Annotated in this window: 18 protein-coding genes; 10 read left to right on the forward strand and 8 right to left on the reverse strand. The window is 60.5% G+C overall.

The genetic code is table 11. The features are described from left to right. Window positions 1-7: 7 nt before the first annotated feature. A complete protein-coding gene (locus PMI27_RS26395; protein ID WP_008153883.1) occupies window positions 8-673 on the reverse strand; it encodes a CoA transferase subunit B in 666 nt (221 codons plus the stop codon). A gap of 36 nt (window positions 674-709) precedes the next feature. Beyond that, window positions 710-1,408, reverse strand: coding sequence for a CoA transferase subunit A (locus tag PMI27_RS26390; RefSeq protein ID WP_008153881.1), 699 nt, complete (start codon window positions 1,406-1,408; stop codon window positions 710-712). Window positions 1,409-1,618: 210 nt separating this feature from the next. On the opposite strand from PMI27_RS26390, the gene PMI27_RS26385 reads away from it, so the two are divergent. Then, window positions 1,619-2,557 carry a LysR family transcriptional regulator gene (locus PMI27_RS26385; RefSeq protein WP_008153878.1) on the forward strand — a complete coding sequence of 313 codons (939 nt, stop codon included), beginning with the start codon at window positions 1,619-1,621 and terminating at the stop codon, window positions 2,555-2,557. Between the two features lie 151 nt (window positions 2,558-2,708). On the opposite strand, the gene PMI27_RS26380 is transcribed toward PMI27_RS26385, so the two are convergent. Together PMI27_RS26380 and PMI27_RS26375 are read right to left on the reverse strand one after the other, a co-directional pair. Next, entirely contained in the window at window positions 2,709-3,551 is an 843-nt protein-coding gene (locus PMI27_RS26380; protein WP_008153877.1) for an NAD-dependent protein deacetylase, read from the reverse strand. A gap of 184 nt (window positions 3,552-3,735) precedes the next feature. Next, on the reverse strand, window positions 3,736-4,782 hold the full coding sequence (locus PMI27_RS26375) for a class I SAM-dependent methyltransferase (RefSeq protein WP_008153876.1): 1,047 nt from the start codon (window positions 4,780-4,782) through the stop codon (window positions 3,736-3,738). 424 nt (window positions 4,783-5,206) lie between these two features. On the opposite strand from PMI27_RS26375, the gene PMI27_RS26370 reads away from it, so the two are divergent. Next, window positions 5,207-6,046 (forward strand): HvfB family MNIO-type RiPP peptide maturase, encoded by an 840-nt coding sequence (locus PMI27_RS26370; RefSeq protein ID WP_008153875.1) that lies wholly within the window; start codon window positions 5,207-5,209, stop codon window positions 6,044-6,046. Beyond that, on the forward strand, window positions 6,039-6,791 hold the full coding sequence (locus PMI27_RS26365; RefSeq protein ID WP_008153874.1) for an HvfC family RiPP maturation protein: 753 nt from the start codon (window positions 6,039-6,041) through the stop codon (window positions 6,789-6,791). The genes PMI27_RS26370 and PMI27_RS26365 overlap by 8 nt, the downstream gene beginning before the upstream one ends. A gap of 132 nt (window positions 6,792-6,923) precedes the next feature. Here the strand turns inward: PMI27_RS26365 and PMI27_RS26360 are convergent, their stop codons facing one another. Together PMI27_RS26360 and PMI27_RS26355 are read right to left on the reverse strand one after the other, a co-directional pair. After that, the gene (locus PMI27_RS26360; RefSeq protein WP_008153873.1) at window positions 6,924-8,318 is read right to left on the reverse strand and encodes a sensor histidine kinase; all 1,395 of its coding nucleotides are present in this window, start codon (window positions 8,316-8,318) and stop codon (window positions 6,924-6,926) included. Further along, a complete protein-coding gene (locus PMI27_RS26355) occupies window positions 8,296-8,979 on the reverse strand; it encodes a response regulator transcription factor (RefSeq protein ID WP_008153872.1) in 684 nt (227 codons plus the stop codon). Before PMI27_RS26355 ends, PMI27_RS26360 begins: the two co-directional genes overlap by 23 nt. Window positions 8,980-9,280: 301 nt before the next feature. Here PMI27_RS26355 and PMI27_RS26350 point away from each other — a divergent pair, with 301 nt between their 5' ends. Then, window positions 9,281-10,219, forward strand: a complete 939-nt coding sequence (locus PMI27_RS26350) for a hypothetical protein (RefSeq protein WP_008153870.1) — start codon at window positions 9,281-9,283, stop codon at window positions 10,217-10,219. A 240-nt stretch (window positions 10,220-10,459) separates the two neighbouring features. Here PMI27_RS26350 and PMI27_RS26345 read toward each other — a convergent pair whose 3' ends face one another. Together PMI27_RS26345 and PMI27_RS26340 are read right to left on the reverse strand one after the other, a co-directional pair. Continuing rightward, a complete protein-coding gene (locus PMI27_RS26345) occupies window positions 10,460-11,071 on the reverse strand; it encodes a glutathione S-transferase (RefSeq protein ID WP_008153869.1) in 612 nt (203 codons plus the stop codon). Window positions 11,072-11,147: 76 nt separating this feature from the next. Next, a complete protein-coding gene (locus PMI27_RS26340) occupies window positions 11,148-12,068 on the reverse strand; it encodes a MurR/RpiR family transcriptional regulator (protein ID WP_008153867.1) in 921 nt (306 codons plus the stop codon). 311 nt (window positions 12,069-12,379) lie between these two features. Between PMI27_RS26340 and PMI27_RS26335 the strand changes: the two genes are divergently transcribed. The 6 genes from PMI27_RS26335 (at window position 12,380) to iolD (ending at window position 20,657) form a co-directional block, all read left to right on the forward strand. Continuing rightward, on the forward strand, window positions 12,380-14,317 hold the full coding sequence (locus PMI27_RS26335; protein ID WP_008153866.1) for a bifunctional 5-dehydro-2-deoxygluconokinase/5-dehydro-2-deoxyphosphogluconate aldolase: 1,938 nt from the start codon (window positions 12,380-12,382) through the stop codon (window positions 14,315-14,317). Window positions 14,318-14,452: 135 nt separating this feature from the next. Further along, a complete protein-coding gene (gene iolE, locus PMI27_RS26330) occupies window positions 14,453-15,346 on the forward strand; it encodes a myo-inosose-2 dehydratase (RefSeq protein WP_008153865.1) in 894 nt (297 codons plus the stop codon). Continuing rightward, a complete protein-coding gene (gene iolB / locus PMI27_RS26325) occupies window positions 15,343-16,185 on the forward strand; it encodes a 5-deoxy-glucuronate isomerase (protein ID WP_008153864.1) in 843 nt (280 codons plus the stop codon). Before iolE ends, iolB begins: the two co-directional genes overlap by 4 nt. Window positions 16,186-16,228: 43 nt before the next feature. After that, the gene (locus tag PMI27_RS26320) at window positions 16,229-17,731 is read left to right on the forward strand and encodes a CoA-acylating methylmalonate-semialdehyde dehydrogenase (RefSeq protein ID WP_008153863.1); all 1,503 of its coding nucleotides are present in this window, start codon (window positions 16,229-16,231) and stop codon (window positions 17,729-17,731) included. 25 nt (window positions 17,732-17,756) lie between these two features. Next, window positions 17,757-18,578 carry a TIM barrel protein gene (locus tag PMI27_RS26315; RefSeq protein WP_008153862.1) on the forward strand — a complete coding sequence of 274 codons (822 nt, stop codon included), beginning with the start codon at window positions 17,757-17,759 and terminating at the stop codon, window positions 18,576-18,578. Between the two features lie 147 nt (window positions 18,579-18,725). Continuing rightward, window positions 18,726-20,657, forward strand: coding sequence for a 3D-(3,5/4)-trihydroxycyclohexane-1,2-dione acylhydrolase (decyclizing) (iolD, locus tag PMI27_RS26310; RefSeq protein WP_008153860.1), 1,932 nt, complete (start codon window positions 18,726-18,728; stop codon window positions 20,655-20,657). Window positions 20,658-20,693 lie beyond the last annotated feature (36 nt).

Below are 20,693 nucleotides of genomic sequence, written 5' to 3' on the forward strand. Positions count from 1 at the left end.
TGATTCCTCACTGGGCAGCGAACTGCATTTCCGGAACGTGATCCGGCACGATCAGTTTACCGGCGGTCTTGGCGACAATCTCCTCGACGCTGACGCCCGGTGCGCGTTCCTTGAGAACGAACGCGCCGTTTTCGATTTCCAGGTAAGCCAGGTCGGTCAGCACACGCTTGATGCACCCGGCGCCGGTCAGCGGCAGGCTGCATTTGGACAGGAGCTTGGACTCACCGTCCTTGGACGCGTGGGTCATGATGACGATGATGTTGTCTGCGCCGGCTACCAGGTCCATCGCGCCGCCCATGCCCTTGACCAGTTTGCCGGGGATCATCCACGAGGCGATGTTGCCTTCCACGTCCACTTCAAACGCACCGAGTACGGTCAGGTCGACATGACCACCGCGGATCATCGCGAAGGACTCGGCCGAGGAAAAGATCGACGCGCCGATACGCGCCGTCACCGTTTGTTTGCCGGCGTTGATCATGTCGGCATCGATGGTTTCTTCAGTGGGAAAGGGACCCATGCCCAGCAGGCCGTTTTCCGACTGCAGCATGACTTCCATGCCTTCAGGAATGTAGTTGGCGACCAGGGTCGGAATGCCGATGCCCAGGTTCACGTAGAAGCCGTCCTGCATTTCGCGGGCGACGCGTTGAGCCATTTGTTCGCGGGAAAGTGCCATTGTTGTTATTCCTTCATTCGGTCCGGGGGCAGGGGATCACTTACGCACGGTGCGCTGTTCGATGCGCTTCTCGAACGTGCCGCAAATGACCCGGTCGACGTAGATGCCAGGGGTGTGGATCTGCGCCGGGTCCAGCTCGCCGGGTTCGACGATTTCTTCGACTTCGACCACGGTGATCTTGCCGGCGGTGGCGGCCAGCGGGTTGAAGTTCTGGGCGGTGTGGCGATAGATAACGTTGCCGAAATGGTCGGCTTTCCAGCCTTTGACGATGGCGAAGTCACCGCTGATGGACTCTTCCATCAGGTACTTGCGGCCATGGAATTCGCGGACTTCCTTGCCGTCGGCAACGGGAGTGCCGACGCCGGTGGCGGTGAAGAACGCCGGGATGCCGGCACCGCCTGCGCGCATTTTTTCGGCGAGGGTGCCTTGAGGGGTCAGGACTACTTCGATTTCGCCTTTCAGCAGTTGGTCTTCGAACAGTTTGTTCTCGCCGACGTAGGACGCCACCACCTTGCGGATCTGCCGGTCTTCCAGCAGCACGCCGAGGCCGAAACCGTCGACGCCGCAGTTGTTGGAAACCACGGTAAGGTCGCGTGTGCCTTTGCGCTTGATCTCGGCGATGAGGTTTTCCGGAATCCCGCACAGACCGAAGCCGCCGGCGATCACCGTCATACCGTCTTCAAGACCTGCCAGAGCTTCCTCGTAGGAACTCACGCGCTTGTCGAAACCTGCCATATGCACCTCTTTTATTCTTTGTGGGCGGCTGGCTAGCCGTATGGGATAGGAGTGTCTCGCCGCAGTATTCATTTGTTAAGTTGATTTTTAAGGTTGATTGATAGATAAAACTCACCAATAACCCCTGTGGGAGCGAGCCTGCTCGCGATGGCGATTTCAAGGAAGCCATCGCGGGTAAGCCGTACTCCTGATTACTGGAGCAACTCGCACATGACAGTCAAGCAGATCCGCGCATTCCTGGCCGTGGCCCAGAGTCTGAGTTTCGCCGTGGCCTGCGAGCGGTTGCACCTGTCGCAATCGGCATTAAGCCTGACCATCAAGGCGCTGGAGGAGGGGTTGGGCGGGCGCCTGTTCACCCGCAACACGCGCAATGTCGCGCTGACCGCAGAAGGAGAATCACTGGTGCCACTGGCGCGTCGCCTGATCGCCGACTGGGACAATGCCGAGGATGAGCTGCGCCAACGCTTCACTCTCCAGCGCGGTCGCGTGACGCTGGCGGCGATGCCCTCATTTGCCGGCAACCTGCTGCCGCCGATCCTGAAAACCTTTCGGGCGCGCTATCCCAAGGTCAACGTCACGGTGAATGACGTGATCAACGAGCAGGTGCTGGAGATGGTGCGTGATCGACAGGTTGAGCTGGGGGTGGCGTTTGAGCCGAATCAGAGTTCGTCGCTGGCATTCACGCCGTTGTACATGGACCGGTTTGTGGCCGTTGTGCCGAAGGATTCTCCTTTGGCGGAACTGGAAGACATCGATTGGCAGACCTTGCTCAAGGAACCGTTCATCACTTTGCAGCGACCGTCCACGGTGCGGGTGATGCTCGAAGAGCACTTGCAGGCGCGTGGGATGAAATTGCCGGTGGAGTTTGAGAGCCATCAATTGGCGACGGTGGGGCGGATGGTGGCCAGTGGTTTGGGGGTGAGTGCGGTGCCGGCGTTGTGTGTCGGGCAGATGCTGGAACTCGGCGCGCGGTGCATTACCTTGCGCGATCCGGTGGTGGAGCGGGCGATTGGGGTGTTGACCAAGCCAGGGGTGGAACTGTCGGCGGCGGCGCAGGCGTTGTTCGATATTCTTAAAGCTGAAGATTTGGGGCGACAGTTGAATCCACCCCTCACCCTAACCCTCTCCCCGGAGGGGCGAGGGGACTGACCGAGTTGCATGGGAGATGTCCTGCGACCTGCGACCGAGAGTCGAACTCAGGTTTGAAAGGCTTGAAGATCTGCCCCCTTTCCCCCTCTCCCCACTGGGGAGAGGGCTGGGGTGAGGGGTGGACCTAAAGTCGAACCCCGAGCTCAAGACATCATCGATCCAGCCTCTGCGCCAATTCCGGCAAAAGCCGTTCACAAGACCCCTCAATCTTCAAATCTAGGAGGTCATCCGCCCGTGTCTTCCCCAAATTAATCGCAATCAACGGCTTCCCCTGATCCGCCACCGCCCTGCACAACCGAAACGCCGAATACGCCATCAACGAAGACCCGACCACCAACAACCCCGCCGCCTTCTCAACCGCCGTCATCGCTTTGGCCGCCGTTACCTGCGCCACATTCTCGCCAAAAAACACCACGTCCGGCTTCATCCGCTCACCCGCGCAGTGCGGGCAATGCGGCACCTGAAACCGTGCCTCAAACGCCGCATCCAGCAGCGTGTCGCCATCCGGGGCTTGCACCGCATCCACGCCGGCCAGATACGGATTCTGCGCTTCCATCAATTGCTGGATCGAATCCCGCTCGCTGCGTTTTCCGCAGTCCAGGCACAACACGCGGTGCAGGCTGCCGTGGAGTTCGATGACGTCATGGCTGCCGGCCTGGTCGTGCAGGGTGTCGACGTTTTGAGTGATCAGCCCGCTGATCTGCTGCGAACTTTGCAAACGGGCCAAGGCCTCGTGGGCCACGTTCGGCTGGGCCTGGCGCACCCGCGGCCAACCGAGCATCGCCCGCGCCCAATAGCGACGCCGGGATTCGGGGGCGGAGAGGAATTCCTGATACATCATCGGTTGCCGGCCACGCCGCACGCCCTGATTGTCGCGGTAATCCGGAATGCCCGACGGAGTGCTGATGCCGGCGCCGGTCAGGACCACAAACGGCTGGTCAACCATTAACTGCTGAAGGCGGTCGAGTTGTTCGCGGATGAGGTTGTCGAGCATGTTCAACACTCCGGAGGGCCATGAGTGTTTGCAGGGTAGCATTGGCCGACCACCCTGTAGGCACACGGCTGGCCGGCGATGGCGATTTCAAACACACCGACAACCCTGTAGGAGCACAGCTTGCTGGCGATGGCGATTTCAAACACGCCATCGCCAGCAAGCTGTGCTCCTACAGGGATCGGGTTTACTTGCGCGCCTCAAGAATCAGGTTGAACGGCGTTTCCGTGGCCCGCCGGAACGTCTTGAACCCGGCCTCAGTGAAGACCTTGCGCAGCCGCGCCTCGCCAGCCTGGGCGCCGAGCCCGAGGCCGACCTCCTGGGACAGCGAGTTCGGGGTGCATATAAAGGTTGAAGCGGCGTAGAACAAGCGGCCAACCGGGGTGGTGTTGTCGTCGAGCGAGTCATTGGCGAACGGTTCCACCAGCAGCACCGTGCCATCCGGTTTTAGCGCGTCATAAGCGTGCCGCGCCGCGCCCACCGGGTCGCCCATGTCGTGCAGGCAATCGAAGTAGCAAACCAGATCATAGTCATCGCCGGGGAAGCTTTTTGCCGTGCCCTGGAAGAACCGCGCACGCCCGGCCACGCCACCTTCTTCGGCGCGCTGGGTGGCGACGGTGACGGAAGGCGCGTGGTAGTCGAAACCGACGAACCGCGAATCCGGAAACGACTGGGCCATGATCACGGTGGATGCGCCGTGGCCGCAGCCGATATCCGCCACCTTGGCGCCAGCCTCCAGTTTGGCGACCACGCCTTCGAGCGCCGGCAGCCATTCGGCGACCAGATGCGCTTTATACCCTGGCCGGAAGAACCGCTCCGTGCCGCTGAACATGCACGGATGGTGATCACCCCAGGCGAGGGCACCGTCGCCGCGCATGGCGTTGACCAGTTTGTCCTTGTCATGGAAAAACGATGCGACCACCCCGATGCCACCCGCCACATAGACCGGCGAGTCTTCGATTGCCAATGCCAGGGCTTGCTCTTCGGGCAGGCGGAACTGGCCGTCGCGGTGTTCCATGTAACCGGAAGCGGCGTGGGCGCTGAGCCATTCGCGCAGCAGGCGGGTGTTGCAGCCGGTTTTGTCGGCGAGGGCTTCAGGGGTGACTGGCTGACTGTCGGCCATGGCCCGGTACAGTCCGAGCTCTTCGCCGAGGATGACGTTGGCAAGCATCGCCGCGCCGCCCATGTCGTTCACCAGTTTGCCCATGAAATCATTGAGTCTGGCCTCGTCCATCACGTGTGCTCCTTCAGCAGGATCACAGTCCAGAGGCCTTGTTTTTCGAGGCGTTCACCTCTGAACGGTGGTCGTGGGAATGAACAGGACGATAAGCACGCCCTGCGTGCACTAAGTTTAGTCCGGGGGCCGTGCACTGCCGGCCGAAACGACGAAAGCCCCGAAGGCGGCAAGATCTGGTTTAACGCTGACCCCTGTAGGAGCCCGGCTTGCCCGCGATGGCGGTGTGTCAGGCGACAAATATGTTGGATGCGCCGGCCTCATCGCGGGCAAGCCCAGCTCCTACAGGGACCGTGTGTATTGCACTGTATCTGACAGGCTTCCCGATACAGTTCCCCGCATCCAGGGCATTTGCGAACACAGAGCCGATACATCCTTTCGGTTAACTGTGATTCCGTCCTGGCAAACATTGAGATCGACACCAATGCAGACCCCCATCACATCAGCGAAGGCGACCGTCGGGCTCGGTTTGCGTCGCGGTTTAATGAAGGACCTTCAGGCCGCCCGCGTGGGCGATTTCGACTTTCTGGAAGTCGCGCCGGAGAACTGGATCGGTATCGGTGGCGCTCATGGTCATGCGTTGCGTGCCCTGGCCGAGCGATACCCGTTGTCCTGTCATGGTTTGTCGCTGTCATTGGGCGGCCCGGCACCGCTGGACGTCGGGTTTCTGCAGGAAGTCCGGGTTTTCCTCGATCAATACAAGGTGCCGCTGTACAGCGAACACTTGAGCTACTGCAGCGATGACGGTCACCTTTACGATCTGCTGCCGTTGCCGTTTACCGAAGAAGCGGTGTACCACGTCGCCGCGCGAATTCGTCAGGCTCAGGACATTCTTGGTCGGCGCCTGGCGGTGGAAAACATCTCCTACTACGCCGCGCCACAACAGGACATGGACGAAGTGACCTTCACCAACGCGGTGCTGCGCGAAGCCGATTGCGACCTGTTGCTGGACGTCAACAACGTCTACGTCAACTCGATCAATCACGGTTTCGATCCGCAGACATTTCTGGCCGGCATCGACCCGGGCCGGGTGGTTGCCATGCACGTGGCCGGGCATTTCGATGAGTCCGACACCTTGAAAATCGACACCCATGGCGCTTCGGTGAAACCGGTGGTCTGGTCGTTGCTGACTGAGGCTTACGCTCGCTTCGGCGCGCAGCCGACGCTGCTGGAACGGGATTTCAACTTCCCGGCATTTTCCGAACTGGTGGCCGAATTGCAGACCATCCGCCGCCTGCAAACCGAAGAGGCGAACCGTGGATAAGCCCAGTCTGTTTCAGCAGCAAAACACCCTGGGCCTTTACCTGCGCGATCCCGATCATTGCGTGCCACCGGCCGGGATGGACGTGACACGGGCGCAGGTTTACCGCGACCTGATTTTCGCGAACCTGTCGTCGTTGCTCAGCGGGACTTTTCCGGTGCTGATCAAGATTCTCGGTGATGAACACTGGCGTTCACTGGTACGGATTTTCCTGCGCGACTACCGCGCACGCACGCCGAAATTCGGCGAGATCGCCAAGGAGTTTGTCGAGTTCCTGGCCTCGGAACCGCAAGCGTTGAGCGAAGGGGCGTGGCCGCCGTTCATGGTGGAGTTGGCACATTACGAGTGGGTCGAGATGGCGTTGCAGCAGTCCGAGGCCGAACCGTTGCCGCTGAGCGATGCCGGGTTGTTGCTGGACCGACCGTTGCAGGTTTCGCCGCTGGCCTGGCCGTTGGCGTATGCCTGGCCGGTGCAGTTGGTGGGGCCAGATTATCAACCGCAGACAGCGCCGGCTCAGCCAACGCTGCTGCTGGTGCGTCGGGCGGAGGACTGGAGTGTGAAGTTTTCTGCACTGAGCCCGTTGGCGTGGCGGTTGTTGCAGCGGATTGAGGAGTTTCCTCAACTGGACGGGCGTGAGCAGCTGGAAGGATTGGCGGTGGAGGCGGGAATGGCTGGGTCGCCGGAGTTTATGGACAGTGGGACGGTGTTGTTGCGGCAGATGCATGAAGAAGGAGTGGTGGGCTACTGAAAACACCACCAATCCCCTGTGTGCGAGCCTGCTCGCGATAGTGGTCTATCAGGCGAAAATGATCTCGCCTGACACATCGCCATCGCGAGCAGGCTCGCTCCCACAAGGATCTTCGTTGTTCTTGAGTTAGCGTCAGGTCTGGGGAATCAAGCGTTGCTGGCAATCCAGCACCAACCGCGCCCCTCCAAGTTCACTAGTACCGACTTCAAGCGTAAACCCATGCAAGCTCACAATCGCTGCAACGATCGACAGCCCCAACCCGAACCCGCTTTTCTGGTTGCCGCCGTCGGCACGATAGAACCGCTGGAACACGGCCTCCCGCTCTGCCTCCGGAATCCCGGCCCCCGAATCGAGCACTTCGATCCGCGTATGCCCACCCTCATTGACCCCCCGCAAAATCACCTCGCCACCTGGCGGCGTGAACTTGATCGAGTTGCTCAGCAGGTTCGCTACCGCTTCGAATAGCAACGCGCGATCACCATTCAGTGGCGGCAAGACGTCAGGTAATTGCAGCTTGAAAACCAGTTCGCCTTCTTCCGCCAACGGCAGATAAAAGTCGTGCAGCTCGTGCAACAATGGCACCGGATCCAGCTGCACAAAACCCGAACGGCGCTGACGATCTTCCAGCTCGGAAATCCGCAGCAACCCTCGAAAGCGCGCCATCAAGGTGTCCGCTTCACCGAGCACTGAGTCCAGTTGCACCGCCAGCGTCGAACCCTCATCAGCCTGTTGCTGAATCCGGTACAGCTGCGCCCGCAGGCGCGTCAGCGGTGTGCGCAGGTCGTGGGCGATGTTGTCGCAGACGCCCTTGACCTCGTTCATCAAGCGTTCAATACGTTCGAGCATGGCGTTGACGATGGCGGCGAGCATGTCCAGCTCATCGCGGCGATTGGACAATGGCAGACGGCGGGTCAGGTCGCCGGCGACGATGGCCTCGGCACTGGCCTGAATCCCGCGTATGCGCCGCAAGGGGCGGCGGCGCAACAAGTGCCAGCCGACGATGCCCGGCAGGATCGTCAGGGTCACGCCCCAGAACAACGCGTGAAGGATGATCCGGGTCACGGCGAATAACGAACCGTTGTCGCGCACCAGCACCAGCCAGCGTCCATCCCGGGTCTGGGTCGCCACGGCGTCGCAGCTGTCAGCGGGCAGGGTTGGGTCGTCGGAGTCGGCGCAGTCGCTGAGCATGTGAATCTTGCCGTCCAGCGGCAGGCCTTCGGGAATGTGCTGCAGGGCGCCATTGAGGTAGCGATGCTGACTATCGAACAGGCCATAGGCGTCGATGCCGCGAATGTCGAAGGTCATGCTGACGGCGAGGGCGTCCATCAGTTGTTCGCCTTGAAAGCGCGAAAACAAATGCTGGCGCTGCATCAGCGAGTGTTTGGCCAGGTTGTCCAGGTAATCGGACACCTCGTAGTACATGACCCCCATGAGAATGCCGCTCCAGAGCACGAACAGCGAACTGTAGAGCGCCAGCAGTCGGCTGCTGGAGGAACGCCAACCTTTAGACGGGTTCGGCAATGACATAACCCGAGCCTCGCACGGTCCGGATCAATGGGAGATTGCCGGGTGGGTCGATCTTCTTGCGCAGCCGGCCGATGTGCACGTCGATCAGGTTGGTGCCGGGGTCGAAGTGGTAACCCCAGACCTCTTCGAAAATCATCATCCGCGACAGAATCTGCCCGGTGTTGCGCATCAGGAATTCCAGCAGCTTGTACTCGGTGGGCAACAGCGTCAGCAGCTGACCGTCGCGGCTGGCTTCATGGCTGATCAGGTTCAGCTCCAGATCCGCCACTCGCAACGTGGTGGCCTGGGCGGTCACGGTGTTCTGCCGGCGCAGCAGGACTTCGACCCGAGCGGCCATTTCATCGGTGGCGAACGGTTTGGTCAGGTAATCGTCACCGCCCGCGCGCAAACCGCGCACACGCTCATCGACGTCGGAGAGGGCGCTGATCATCAGGATCGGCGTGGCCACGCCCATGGTCCGCAACGTGGTGACAATTGCCAGGCCATCGAGCTCTGGGAGCATGCGATCAAGGGTGATCAAGTCGTAATTGCCGCTGACCGCGCGCGCCAGACCTTCGCGGCCGTTGTCGACCCAATCCACGTCGAGGCCGTGGCTGCTCAATTCGGCAACGATTTCCCGGGCGGTCACGGCGTCGTCTTCGATGGTCAAGATGCGGGTCATAGGGCGGGCCTGATTAGGAGTACTCAACATTGAGCGGCATTTTGCCAAGAAATGATGGCAGGCTTTCTAAATAAAACTTCATGCGATCTTTTGATTTTTCCATTGAAAACACCGCTCCCGGTCAATGCATAAAACCCGCCGCTACAGACGGCTCCTTGCAAATTGCAAGGCCATTGGAAGTTCAAACTTTATAACTTATTGAAAAACCGCCATTTATTTAAAGTCGGCGACTGGCACGGTGACTGCACTTCCTCCGTTGAAGAGTTGTATCACCATCTTTCCTGCCTGGAGCGATATAACAATGAATAGATCCTCTGATGGTTTCTATCCTGCCCTCGAAGAAACGAGCACGCTCTCTGGCGTGTCCTGGGGCGCGATCTTCGCGGGGGCCGCTGCGGCGGCAGCGTTGTCGCTGATTCTCGTGCTGCTCGGCTTTGGCCTGGGTTTTTCGGCGGTATCGCCATGGGCCAATGAAGGGGTGAGCGCCAAGGGCCTGGGTATTTCAACGATTGTCTGGTTGGCGGCTACGCAAATCGTGGCTTCCGGGCTGGGCGGTTACATCGCCGGTCGTTTGCGGGTGAAGTGGGCGTACATGCACGGTGATGAGGTTTACTTCCGTGACACTGCCCACGGCTTTCTGGCCTGGTGCGTGGCGACTCTGGTGACGGCGACGCTGGTGGTCGGCTCGGTCAGCAGCATCGTCGGCGGTGGCGTGCAGGCCGGGGCGAGCGTGGTTGGCGGCGCTGCGAGTGCCGCGACTCAAGCCGCCGGCACGGCTGTCGGCAACACGGACAGTGACCAGTACGGTTACTTCGTCGACAGCCTGTTCCGCGATGATCGTCCGGCGGCGGTCAGTGATGACGCCGTTCGTGGCACCGTGACGCGCATCTTCGTGCGCAGCCTGAGCAACGGCGCTCAACTGGCTGCCGAAGACCGCATCTACCTGGCGCAACTGGTCGCCCAGCGGACCAACCTCACTCAAGCGGACGCGGAACGTCGCGTTGATGAAGTGTATGCCCGCACGCAAAAAGCCGTGGCCGACGCCAAACTCGCCGCCCAACAAGCCGCAGACACCGCCGCCAAAGTCGCTGCCTGGACTTCGCTGTGGATGTTCATCGCGCTGCTGATCGGTGCGTTTTTCGCCAGCCTCGCTGCAACCTTTGGCGGCCGTCGTCGGGATGCTGTGGTGTATCTGGAATCCGACGCTTACGTGACCACCACTTCACTGCCTGTTCGCTAACCCAGGAGAACTACCATGCGCTCACTACTGCTGTTCTTTCTCGGCGTACCGATCCCGATCATCATCCTGATCGCCCTGTTCATGCACTAATTTACCCTGGGGCACAGGCCTCTGCCGCTTCTCAAACCGCCATCGCGAGCAGGCTCGCTCCCACATTAGATCGCGCTTGTCTGGACAACTCGGTCAAATGTGGGAGTGAGCCTGCTCGCGATGGGGCCAGATCAGGCACAACAAACCTGTCTACTCAATCGGTGTACTGACAAAATCCTCAAGCCCCTCGGCATACGCGGTAAACGCACTGATCTGTGGAAACCGATTCACATCCACCTGATCCGGCACCACCAGATGGGTGAAACTCCACGCCACCGCCAACGTAATCCCGTCTTGAGCAATCGTCCCGTCGGTCTTCAGCGGCTGCATTTCCAGCTCCCGCTCCAGCGCCGAATAGGCGGCCGCCAATTGCCCTTCGACCCGCTCCACCCACGGTTCAAACTGAATCTCCGCTGGCCGTAGGTTGCGTTCGTAATAGAGTTGTACGGACTTTTCGCACGCCGCCAACGCCAGGCCGATCAGGCGCAACGAGCGCAAGCGCTGCTTCAGGTCACTGGGCATCAGGCTGTTGGCGGGACCGGCCAACGCTTCGAGGTATTCGATAATCAACGTCGAGTCGATCAACACCTCGCCATCGTCCAACACCAGGGTGGGCGCCTTGACCACCGGGTTGATCTGCTGGAATTGCTCGAAATGCCGAAACACCGAAACCGACTGGTGTTCCAGTGGGATGCCAAGGCGTTTGGCAGAGATGGCGACGCGCCGCACGTACGGTGAATCCAGCATGCCGATCAGCTTCATTGAACCGCTCCTTCAGATGTCCATTTCGGGATGGACAACCTTAGTTTAGCTTCAGCGAGCTGCAAACGGCGTGGCGCTAATCTTCGAAGCCGACCTGTTCGTGAATCTCATCGACCTTCAATTCCAGCCGATAGGCCACGGCGATAAACAGCGCCTGGCACAGGCACAGCGTCGCACTCAACGAACGGAAGGCAAACGAACTGCCTTCGTTGACCAGCAACACAGTGTTGGCGCGCTTGGCCAGGGGCGAGAGGTTGCTGTCGGTGATGATCAGGGTTTTGGCCTGATGGTGCTGGGCAATGCGCAGGCAGTGCTGGGTTTCCTTGCCGTAGGGCGTGAAGCTGATGGCGATCACCAGGTCATTGGCGCGCACGCTGCGCATCTGCTCGCGGTAGCTGCCGCCGAGCCCCGAAACCAGATGGATGCGCTTGTTGGTGTGTTGCAGGTTGTAGACCAGGTAGTCGGCGACCGCGAACGAACGGCGCACCCCGACCACGTAGATGTTGTCGGCATTCACCACCAGGTCAACGGCCTTGTCGAAGGCCTGATCATCGAGTTCCAGCCCCAGCCGTTCGATGCCTGACAGGGTCGCATCGATGCACTCGCGCGCCAGGTCGCCGCCGCTGGCCTTCTGCGACTTGTTGGCAATCATGCTGCGAATGCGCTGCTGGTAGTTCTGCACCGGCGTGGTCTTGTGGGTATAGGCCTCGCGGAACAGTGCCTGCATTTCGCTGAAGCCACTGAAGCCGAAACGCTGGGAAAACCGCACGATCGCCGACGGGTGGACTTCGCACTCGCGGGCGATGTCGCTGATGCGGTCGACCATGATCCGGTCGCTCTGCTGGCTCATGTAACTGGCGATGCGCTTGAGCTGGCGCGGCAGGCTTTCGTATTCGTTGGTGATCAGCTGCAGCAGACGCTCGGCGTTGATCGGGGGGCTGACGAGATCGCTGTCGGGCGTGCTCTCGGTCGTCGCCGGCTGATCGGTGCGGGTCATAAGGAATCCTTCTGGCTTGTTCTTATAGGGACGACTAAAAGCGTCATCCCCTGACAATAGGTTGGCTGTGCGCAGTCTACAGGGTAGGCCGGAATAAAATCTTGAGCGTGCGGTCAGTACGAGGTGTGCTGAAACGATGCACTGCCTCTGGAACGCCTGTAGCAAAGTTTATTGGAAAAAATATTCCACGTAAAAATTATTTGGAATAATTATTGATTGTTCGGTCCCGGTCGTTTTAGTCTGCATCCACCAAGAGTGTTCGGCGCGGCCATCGCCCCGAACGCAGGCTGATAAAAATAACAGGAGCCAGCATGGGCCAGACTCGTTTTGCCAGTGGGCGTCAATTGGATCTGATTTGCCTGGGGCGCCTAGGCGTCGACCTCTATGCGCAGCAAGTCGGCGCGCGGCTGGAGGATGTCAGCAGCTTCGCCAAATACCTCGGCGGGTCGTCCGCCAACATCGCCTTCGGCACGGCTCGGCTGGGCCTGAAATCGGCGATGCTGAGCCGGGTAGGGGACGACCACATGGGCCGCTTCCTGGTTGAATCCCTGACCCGCGAAGGTTGCGATGTCAGCGGCATCAAGGTCGATCCGGAGCGCCTGACCGCCATGGTCCTGTTGGGCCTCAAGGATCGCGAAACCTTTCCTTTGGTCTTCTACCGCGAAAACTGCGCCGACATGGCGCTGCGGGCCGAAGACATCAGCGAAGCCTTCATCGCTTCCAGCAAAGCCTTGCTGATCACCGGCACCCATTTCTCCACCGACGGCGTCTACAAGGCGAGCATCCAGGCTCTGGATTACGCCGAGAAGTACAACGTCAAACGGGTGCTGGACATCGACTATCGCCCGGTGCTCTGGGGCCTGGCCGGCAAGGCCGACGGCGAAACCCGTTTCGTCGCCGACCAGAACGTCAGCCAGCATGTGCAGAAAATCCTCCCGCGTTTCGACCTGATCGTCGGCACGGAAGAAGAGTTCCTGATTGCCGGCGGTTCCGAGGATTTGCTCACCGCACTACGCAATGTGCGGCGCCTGAGCGCGGCGACCCTGGTGGTCAAGCTCGGCCCGCAAGGTTGCACGGTGATTCACGGCGTCATTCCGGAGCGTCTTGAAGACGGCGCCATTTACCCCGGCGTTCGGGTGGAAGTGTTGAATGTGCTGGGGGCCGGCGATGCCTTCATGTCGGGCTTCCTCGCCGGTTGGCTGGAGGATGCGAGCGACGAGCGCTGCTGCCAGTTGGCCAATGCCTGTGGCGGTCTGGTGGTGTCGCGTCATGCCTGCGCGCCGGCCATGCCGACCCGTGCCGAACTCGACTATCTGTTTAACAGCCCGGTGCCGATTACCCGGCCGGATCAGGACGCGGTGTTGCAGCGTCTGCATCAGGTCAGCGTGCCGCGCAAACAGTGGAAGCAGCTGTTCATTTTTGCTTTCGACCATCGCGGGCAACTGGTGGAACTGGCGCACAAGGGCGGTCGCGACCTGACCGCCATCGGCGAACTCAAGCAACTGTTTATCAAGGCTGTGGAACGGGTCGAAGCCGACTTGCGCGAGCAGGGCGTCGAGGCCGATGTCGGGCTGCTGGCCGATCAACGCTTCGGCCAGGACTCGCTGAACGCCGCCACCGGTCGCGGCTGGTGGGTGGCGCGTCCGGTGGAAGTGCAGGGTTCGCGGCCATTGGCCTTCGAACATGGGCGCTCGATTGGCAGCAACCTGATCGCCTGGCCGCAGGAACAAATCATCAAGTGCCTGGTGCAGTTCCACCCCGACGACGAACCGCTGCTGCGACTGGAACAGGAAGCGCAGATCAAGGGTTTGTACCAGGCCTCCCAGGTCAGCGGTCATGAACTGCTGCTGGAAATCATCCCGCCCAAGGATCATCCGTCGACTCATCCGGACGTGCTGTATCGCGCGCTGAAACGCCTCTACAACCTGGGCATTTACCCGGCGTGGTGGAAGATCGAAGCGCAGAGCGCCGAGGAGTGGAAGCAACTCGACGAGCTGATTCAGGAACGTGATCCGTACTGCCGAGGCGTGGTGTTGCTGGGGCTGAATGCACCGGCAGCGGCATTGGCCGAAGGGTTTCAACAGGCCAGCCAGAGCCAGACGTGCCGCGGGTTTGCAGTCGGCCGGACGATTTTCCAGGAACCGAGCCGCGCGTGGATGGCCGGTGAAATCGACGATGAAACGCTGATCCGTCAAGTGCAGGGCACGTTCGTTGAACTGATCGATGCCTGGCGTACAGCCCGCGCATGACGCGCAGATCACCTGTAGGAGCATGGCTTGCCCGCGATGGGGCCCTCGAGAACGCCAACAGCATCGCGAGCAAGCTTTGCTCCTACAGGGCTGGTTTGCAGAGATCTCATTCAGACAACAATAAAAGGTGCAGCCATGCCCGCTATTCGAATTGGCATCAACCCGATCTCCTGGAGCAACGACGACCTGCCGTCCCTCGGTGGCGAGACGCCGCTGAGCACCGCCCTGAGCGAAGGCAAGGAAATCGGCTACGAAGGTTTCGAACTCAACGGCAAGTTCCCCAAAGACGCCAAGGGTGTCGGCGATGTATTGCGCCCTTACGACCTGGCGCTGGTGTCCGGTTGGTATTCCAGCCGTCTGGCCCGTCGCTCGGTGGCCGAAGAAATCGATGCCATCGGCGGCCATGTCGAGCTGTTGGCCAAAAACGGCGCCAAGGTACTGGTGTACGGCGAAGTCGCCGACTCCACTCAAGGCCAGCGCATTCCGCTGGTCGAACGCCCGCGATTCCACACCGAACACGCCTGGCAGGAGTACGCCGACAAGCTCACCGAACTGGCGCGCTTCACCTTGTCCCAAGGCGTGCGCCTCGCGTATCACCATCACATGGGCGCCTACGTCGAATCCCCGGCAGACATCGACAAACTGATGGCGCTGACCGGCAGCGAAGTCGGTCTGCTGTTCGATTCGGGCCATTGCTACATGGGTGGCGGCGAACCGTTGCACGTGCTGCGCAAACACATCGAACGCATCTGCCACGTACATTTCAAGGACGTGCGCAAACCGGTGGTGCAACTGGCCCGCAACAACTTGTGGAGCTTCCCGGACTGCATCATCAACGGCACCTTCACCGTGCCCGGCGATGGCGACATCGACTTCGGCGCCTTGCTCGACGTGCTGCTGGCGGCCGGTTACCACGGCTGGCTGGTGGTCGAAGCGGAACAGGACCCGGCGGTGGCACCCAGTTATGTCTACGCCAAAAAAGGCTACGACACCTTGCGTGCGCTGCTCGACGAGAGGATTGCATTATGAGTCTGCTGGTCAAAAGCAACGCCCGTGGCAGGACCATGGTCGAGTTGGGCAAAGGTGAGCTGGAATACGTTGGCTTCGCCGCTTACCGCTTGAGTCTGGGCGAAACCCTGCCGGTGTCGGCCGGTGATAAAGAACTGTGCCTGGTGCTGCTGAGCGGCCGGGTCAGCATCAAGGGTGAAGCGCCGGGGCAGGGCGCGTTCGACTGGGACAACATTGGTGATCGTCAGTCAGTGTTCGAAGACAAATCACCCTTCGCCGCGTACTTGCCACCTGGCAGTCAGGCGCAAGTGGTCGCGCTGAGTGATGTGCAAATTGCTGTTTGCTCAGCGCCTGGGTCCACTACTGAAGCTGAAAGCGAAAAGATCGCAGCCTTCGGCAGCTCCTACGGTCCGCGTTTGATCAAACCGGAAACGATGAAGCGCAGCGTGCGCGGCAAAGGTGCCAACACCCGTTACGTCTGCGACATTCTGCCGGACACCGAACCAGCCCATTCGCTGCTGGTGGTGGAAGTGCGCACGCCGTCGGGTCACTCGTCGAGCTACCCGCCGCACAAGCACGACACCGATGATTTGCCGCATCAGAGTTTTCTCGAAGAAACCTATTACCACCAGATCAACCCGCCCCAGGGCTTCGTGTTCCAGCGGGTGTACACCGATGACCGCAGCATCGATCAGGCCATGGCCGTGGAAAACAGCGACCTCGTGGTTGTGCCCAAAGGCTATCACCCGGTCAGCGTGCCGTACGGCTACGAGTCGTACTACCTGAACGTGATGGCCGGACCCAAACGCGTCTGGCAGTTCCATAACGATCCGCAGCACAGCTGGCTGCTTGATCTCTGAACTAAAAGCCTGAATTCCAACCTCTGCACGGAGAACACGATCAATGAGCAACGCCCCGATCATCGGCCATTACATCCACGGTCAAGTGCAAGACAGCAGCAGCGAACGGTTCAGCAACGTCTTCAACCCGGCCACCGGCAGCGTCCAGGCACGCGTCGGGCTGGCCAGCCAGAAGACCGTCGACGAAGCCGTCGCCTCGGCCCTGAAAGCCTTTCCGGCCTGGTCCGAACAATCGTCCCTGCGCCGTTCGCGGGTGATGTTCAAGTTCAAGGAATTGCTCGACCAACATCACGATGAGCTGGCAGAAATCATCAGTCGCGAACACGGCAAGGTGTTTTCGGACGCCAAGGGCGAAGTCACCCGGGGCATCGAAATCGTCGAGTACGCCTGCGGTGCGCCGAACCTGTTGAAAACAGATTTCAGCGACAACATCGGTGGCGGCATCGATAACTGGAACCTGCGTCAGCCGCTGGGCGTGTGTGCCGGCGTCACACCGTTCAACTTCCCGGTGATGGTGCCGCTGTGGATGATCCCGCTGGCGCTGATCACCGGTAACTGCTTTATCCTCAAGCCGTCCGAGCGTGACCCGTCCGCCAGTGTGCTGATGGCTCGTCTGTTGAGCGAAGCCGGGTTGCCGGACGGTGTGTTCAACGTGGTCCAGGGTGACAAGACCGCGGTCGACGCGTTGCTGCAACACCCGGACATCGAGGCGATTTCCTTTGTCGGTTCGACGCCGATTGCCGAGTACATCCACCAGCAAGCCACCTCCCGCGGCAAGCGTGTGCAAGCACTGGGCGGGGCGAAGAATCACATGATCGTCATGCCTGACGCAGATCTGGATCAAGCGGCGGATGCCTTGATCGGCGCCGCTTATGGCTCGGCTGGCGAGCGCTGCATGGCGATTTCGATTGCCGTGGCGGTGGGCGATGTCGGCGATCAGCTGATTGCCAAACTGCTGCCGCGTATCGATCAACTGAAAGTCGGCAACGGCCTGAAGGGCGACAGCGACATGGGGCCGCTGGTGACCGCCGAGCACAAGGCCAAAGTTGAAGGTTTCATCGACGAAGGCGTTGCCCAGGGCGCGCAACTGATCGTTGATGGCCGCCACTTCAAAGTGCCGGGCGCCGAGAACGGCTTCTTCGTCGGCGCGACACTGTTCGATAACGTCACGACCGAGATGAGCATCTACCAACAGGAAATTTTCGGCCCGGTGCTGGGCATCGTTCGTGTAGCGGACTTCGCCAGCGCCGTGGCGTTGATCAACGCCCACGAGTTCGGCAACGGCGTGTCCTGTTTCACCCGCGACGGCGGCATCGCCCGGGCCTTTGCCCGCACCATTAAGGTCGGCATGGTCGGCATCAATGTGCCGATTCCGGTGCCGATGGCCTGGCACTCTTTCGGCGGCTGGAAGCGCTCGCTGTTTGGCGATCACCACGCTTACGGCGAAGAAGGCATTCGCTTCTACAGCCGCTACAAAAGCGTGATGCAGCGCTGGCCTGACAGCATCGCCAAGGGCCCTGAATTCAGCATGCCGACAGCCAACTAATTCACCTGTGCGGAGAACAACAATAATGAGCAAGCCCCTGCGTTTCGCCCTGAACCGTATGGTCGCCCCACGTTTGTCCCTGCCCGCGTTCATCGAGTTGGCGGTGACCCTCAAGGCCGACGCCATCGAAATTCGCAACGACCTTAAAGGCGTCGAGATCGAAGACGGTACCGCACCCGAGCGCGTCCGGGAGTTGTGTGCTGCCAAAGGCATCACCGTGCTGTCGATCAACGCGCTGTATCCGTTTGATGTGTGGAATGACGAGCGCCGTGCGCACGCCCTGAAGCTGGCTGCTTATGCCCGTGATTGCGGCGCTCAAGGGTTGGTCATGTGCCCGCTCAACGACCGTGCCGACCCGCGTAACGAGGCCGCACGCGCTTCGGGTCTGCGCACGGCGTTGACTGAACTGGCGCCGATCCTGCGCGAACACGGCATTCTCGGTTTCATCGAACCGCTGGGTTTTGAAGAGTGCTCGCTGCGCCGTAAACGCACGGCGGTGGACGCAATCAAGGCCATCGGCGGGCTGGATGTGTTCCGTCTGGTTCACGACACCTTTCACCATCACCTGGCCAGCGAGCATGAGTTCTTTCCCGAGCTGACCGGGTTGGTGCACATCTCAGGTGTCGAGGATGCCGAGGCGCCACTGGCGAGCATTCGTGACGGGCACAGAGTGCTGGTGGGCGAGGGCGACATCCTTGGCAACGCGGCGCAAATCGACACCTTGCTCAGCAGCGGTTACAGCGGCTACCTGTCGTTCGAACCGTTTGCCGACAGCGTCCATGGCCTGGCGGATATCCAGCAGGCGATCGGCGCGAGCATGGATCACCTGCAAAAATCTTTGGCCTGACACTGTTATCAGGTTGATGGAGATCCAATGTGGGAGCGAGCCTGCTCGCGATTGCAGTGTGTCAGGCAACATCAATGTTGAATGTGCCGCCGCCATCGCGAGCAGGCTCGCTCCCACAAGGTTTCTTCGTTTATTGAAGGATCGGTTATGACCACAACAAGACTGACCATGGCTCAGGCCCTGGTGAAATTCCTCGATAACCAGTACATCGAGGTCGATGGGGTTCAAAGCAAATTCGTCGCCGGGATCTTTACTATTTTCGGCCACGGTAACGTACTAGGCCTGGGCCAGGCCCTGGAACAGGACAGTGGCGACCTGATCGTCCATCAGGGGCGCAACGAGCAAGGCATGGCCCACGCGGCCATCGGTTTCGCCAAGCAACACTTGCGGCGCAAGATCTACGCCTGCTCCTCATCGGTAGGCCCGGGCGCGGCGAACATGCTGACCGCCGCGGCGACGGCGACCGCCAACCGCATTCCCTTGCTGCTGTTGCCCGGTGATGTCTATGCCTGCCGCCAGCCGGACCCGGTGCTGCAACAGATCGAGCAGTTCCACGACTTGAGCATCAGCACCAACGACGCGTTCAAGGCCGTGAGCAAATACTGGGACCGCATCAACCGTCCCGAGCAACTCATGACGGCGGCGATCCACGCCATGCGCGTGCTCACCGACCCTGCCGAAACCGGCGCGGTGACCCTGGCTTTGCCACAAGATGTGCAAGCCGAGGCCTACGATTACCCCGATTACTTCCTGCAAAAACGCGTGCACCGCATCGAGCGTCGTCCGGCGACTGAAGCGATGCTCGGTGATGCGCTGGCGCTGTTCAAAGGCAAGCGCAAGCCGCTGATCATTTGCGGTGGCGGGGTCAGATACTCTGGCGCCAATGCCGCCTTGCAGGCGTTTGCCGAGCGTTTCGATATTCCCTTCGCCGAAACTCAGGCCGGCAAGAGTGCGGTGGTGTCCAGTCACCCGCTGAACGTTGGCGGGATTGGCGAAACCGGTTGCCTGGCGGCGAATCTGTTGGCCCGGGATGCGGATCTGATCATCGGTGTCGGCACTCGCTACAGCGATTTCACCACCGCCTCGAAATCCCTGTTCCAGCATCCGGACGTGCAATTTCTCAACCTCAATATCAGCCCGTGCGATGCCCTGAAGCTCGACGGCGTGCAACTGCTGGCGGATGCCAAAGTCGGCTTGCAAGCGTTGGCTGAAGCCTTGGGTGATTACCGTTCTGCGTGGGGCGATCAACCGCGTCAGGCCAAGGCGCAACTGGACGAGGAAGTCGACCGTCTCTATCAGGTCGAATACCAGAGCAAAGACTTCATCCCGGAAATCAACGACCACCTAGACCCGGCGGTGCTGCGCGAATTTATCGAGCTGACCGGTTCCTGCCTGACCCAGAGCCGCGTGCTCGGCGTGCTCAATGAAACCCTCGCCGATGACGCCGTGATCGTCGCCGCCGCCGGCAGCCTGCCCGGTGACTTGCAGCGCAGCTGGCGCAGCAAGGGCGTGAACACCTATCACGTCGAGTACGGTTATTCCTGCATGGGTTACGAGGTCAATGCCGCACTGGGCGTGAAGCTCGCCGAGCCGGATCGCGAGGTCTACGCGCTGGTCGGCGACGGCTCTTACATGATGCTGCACTCGGAGCTGGCGACCTCGATTCAGGAGCGACGCAAGATCAACGTGGTGTTGCTCGACAACATGACGTTCGGTTGCATCAACAACCTGCAGATGGGCAACGGGATGGACAGCTTCGGCACCGAATTCCGGTTCCGCAACCCGGAAACCGGCAAGCTCGACGGCGGTTTCGTGCCGGTGGATTTCGCCATGAGCGCGGCGGCCTATGGCTGCAAGACCTACAAGGTGAACACGGTTGAAGAACTGCAAGCGGCATTGGCCGATGCGCGCTTGCAGACGGTGTCGACACTGATCGACATCAAGGTCCTGCCGAAAACCATGATTCACGGCTACCTGTCGTGGTGGCGGGTCGGCGTGGCGCAAGTCTCCACCAGCGCCCGCACCGATGCGGTGGCCAAGACCCTGAATGAACGACTGGCCAAGGCCCGTCAGTACTGATTGCCCTGAACGAACAACAACAAATCCAGGAGTCAT

Origin of the sequence: Pseudomonas sp. GM41(2012), from assembly GCF_000282315.2 — a bacterium.
GTDB lineage: Bacteria > Pseudomonadota > Gammaproteobacteria > Pseudomonadales > Pseudomonadaceae > Aquipseudomonas.

Bases quoted from the DNA above. Each gene is read 5' to 3' on its own strand.
- iolB (WP_008153864.1), top strand. From the start codon at position 15,343: ATGAGTCTGCTGGTCAAAAGCAACGCCCGTGGCAGGACCATGGTCGAG.
- iolE (WP_008153865.1), top strand. From the start codon at position 14,453: ATGCCCGCTATTCGAATTGGCATCAACCCGATCTCCTGGAGCAACGAC.
- PMI27_RS26320 (WP_008153863.1), top strand. From the start codon at position 16,229: ATGAGCAACGCCCCGATCATCGGCCATTACATCCACGGTCAAGTGCAA.
- PMI27_RS26380 (WP_008153877.1), bottom strand. From the start codon at position 3,551: ATGCTCGACAACCTCATCCGCGAACAACTCGACCGCCTTCAGCAGTTA.
- PMI27_RS26390 (WP_008153881.1), bottom strand. From the start codon at position 1,408: ATGGCAGGTTTCGACAAGCGCGTGAGTTCCTACGAGGAAGCTCTGGCA.
- PMI27_RS26370 (WP_008153875.1), top strand. From the start codon at position 5,207: ATGCAGACCCCCATCACATCAGCGAAGGCGACCGTCGGGCTCGGTTTG.
- PMI27_RS26395 (WP_008153883.1), bottom strand. From the start codon at position 673: ATGGCACTTTCCCGCGAACAAATGGCTCAACGCGTCGCCCGCGAAATG.
- iolD (WP_008153860.1), top strand. From the start codon at position 18,726: ATGACCACAACAAGACTGACCATGGCTCAGGCCCTGGTGAAATTCCTC.
- PMI27_RS26375 (WP_008153876.1), bottom strand. From the start codon at position 4,782: ATGGACGAGGCCAGACTCAATGATTTCATGGGCAAACTGGTGAACGAC.
- PMI27_RS26385 (WP_008153878.1), top strand. From the start codon at position 1,619: ATGACAGTCAAGCAGATCCGCGCATTCCTGGCCGTGGCCCAGAGTCTG.
- PMI27_RS26345 (WP_008153869.1), bottom strand. From the start codon at position 11,071: ATGAAGCTGATCGGCATGCTGGATTCACCGTACGTGCGGCGCGTCGCC.
- PMI27_RS26360 (WP_008153873.1), bottom strand. From the start codon at position 8,318: ATGTCATTGCCGAACCCGTCTAAAGGTTGGCGTTCCTCCAGCAGCCGA.
- PMI27_RS26335 (WP_008153866.1), top strand. From the start codon at position 12,380: ATGGGCCAGACTCGTTTTGCCAGTGGGCGTCAATTGGATCTGATTTGC.
- PMI27_RS26315 (WP_008153862.1), top strand. From the start codon at position 17,757: ATGAGCAAGCCCCTGCGTTTCGCCCTGAACCGTATGGTCGCCCCACGT.
- PMI27_RS26340 (WP_008153867.1), bottom strand. From the start codon at position 12,068: ATGACCCGCACCGATCAGCCGGCGACGACCGAGAGCACGCCCGACAGC.
- PMI27_RS26355 (WP_008153872.1), bottom strand. From the start codon at position 8,979: ATGACCCGCATCTTGACCATCGAAGACGACGCCGTGACCGCCCGGGAA.
- PMI27_RS26350 (WP_008153870.1), top strand. From the start codon at position 9,281: ATGAATAGATCCTCTGATGGTTTCTATCCTGCCCTCGAAGAAACGAGC.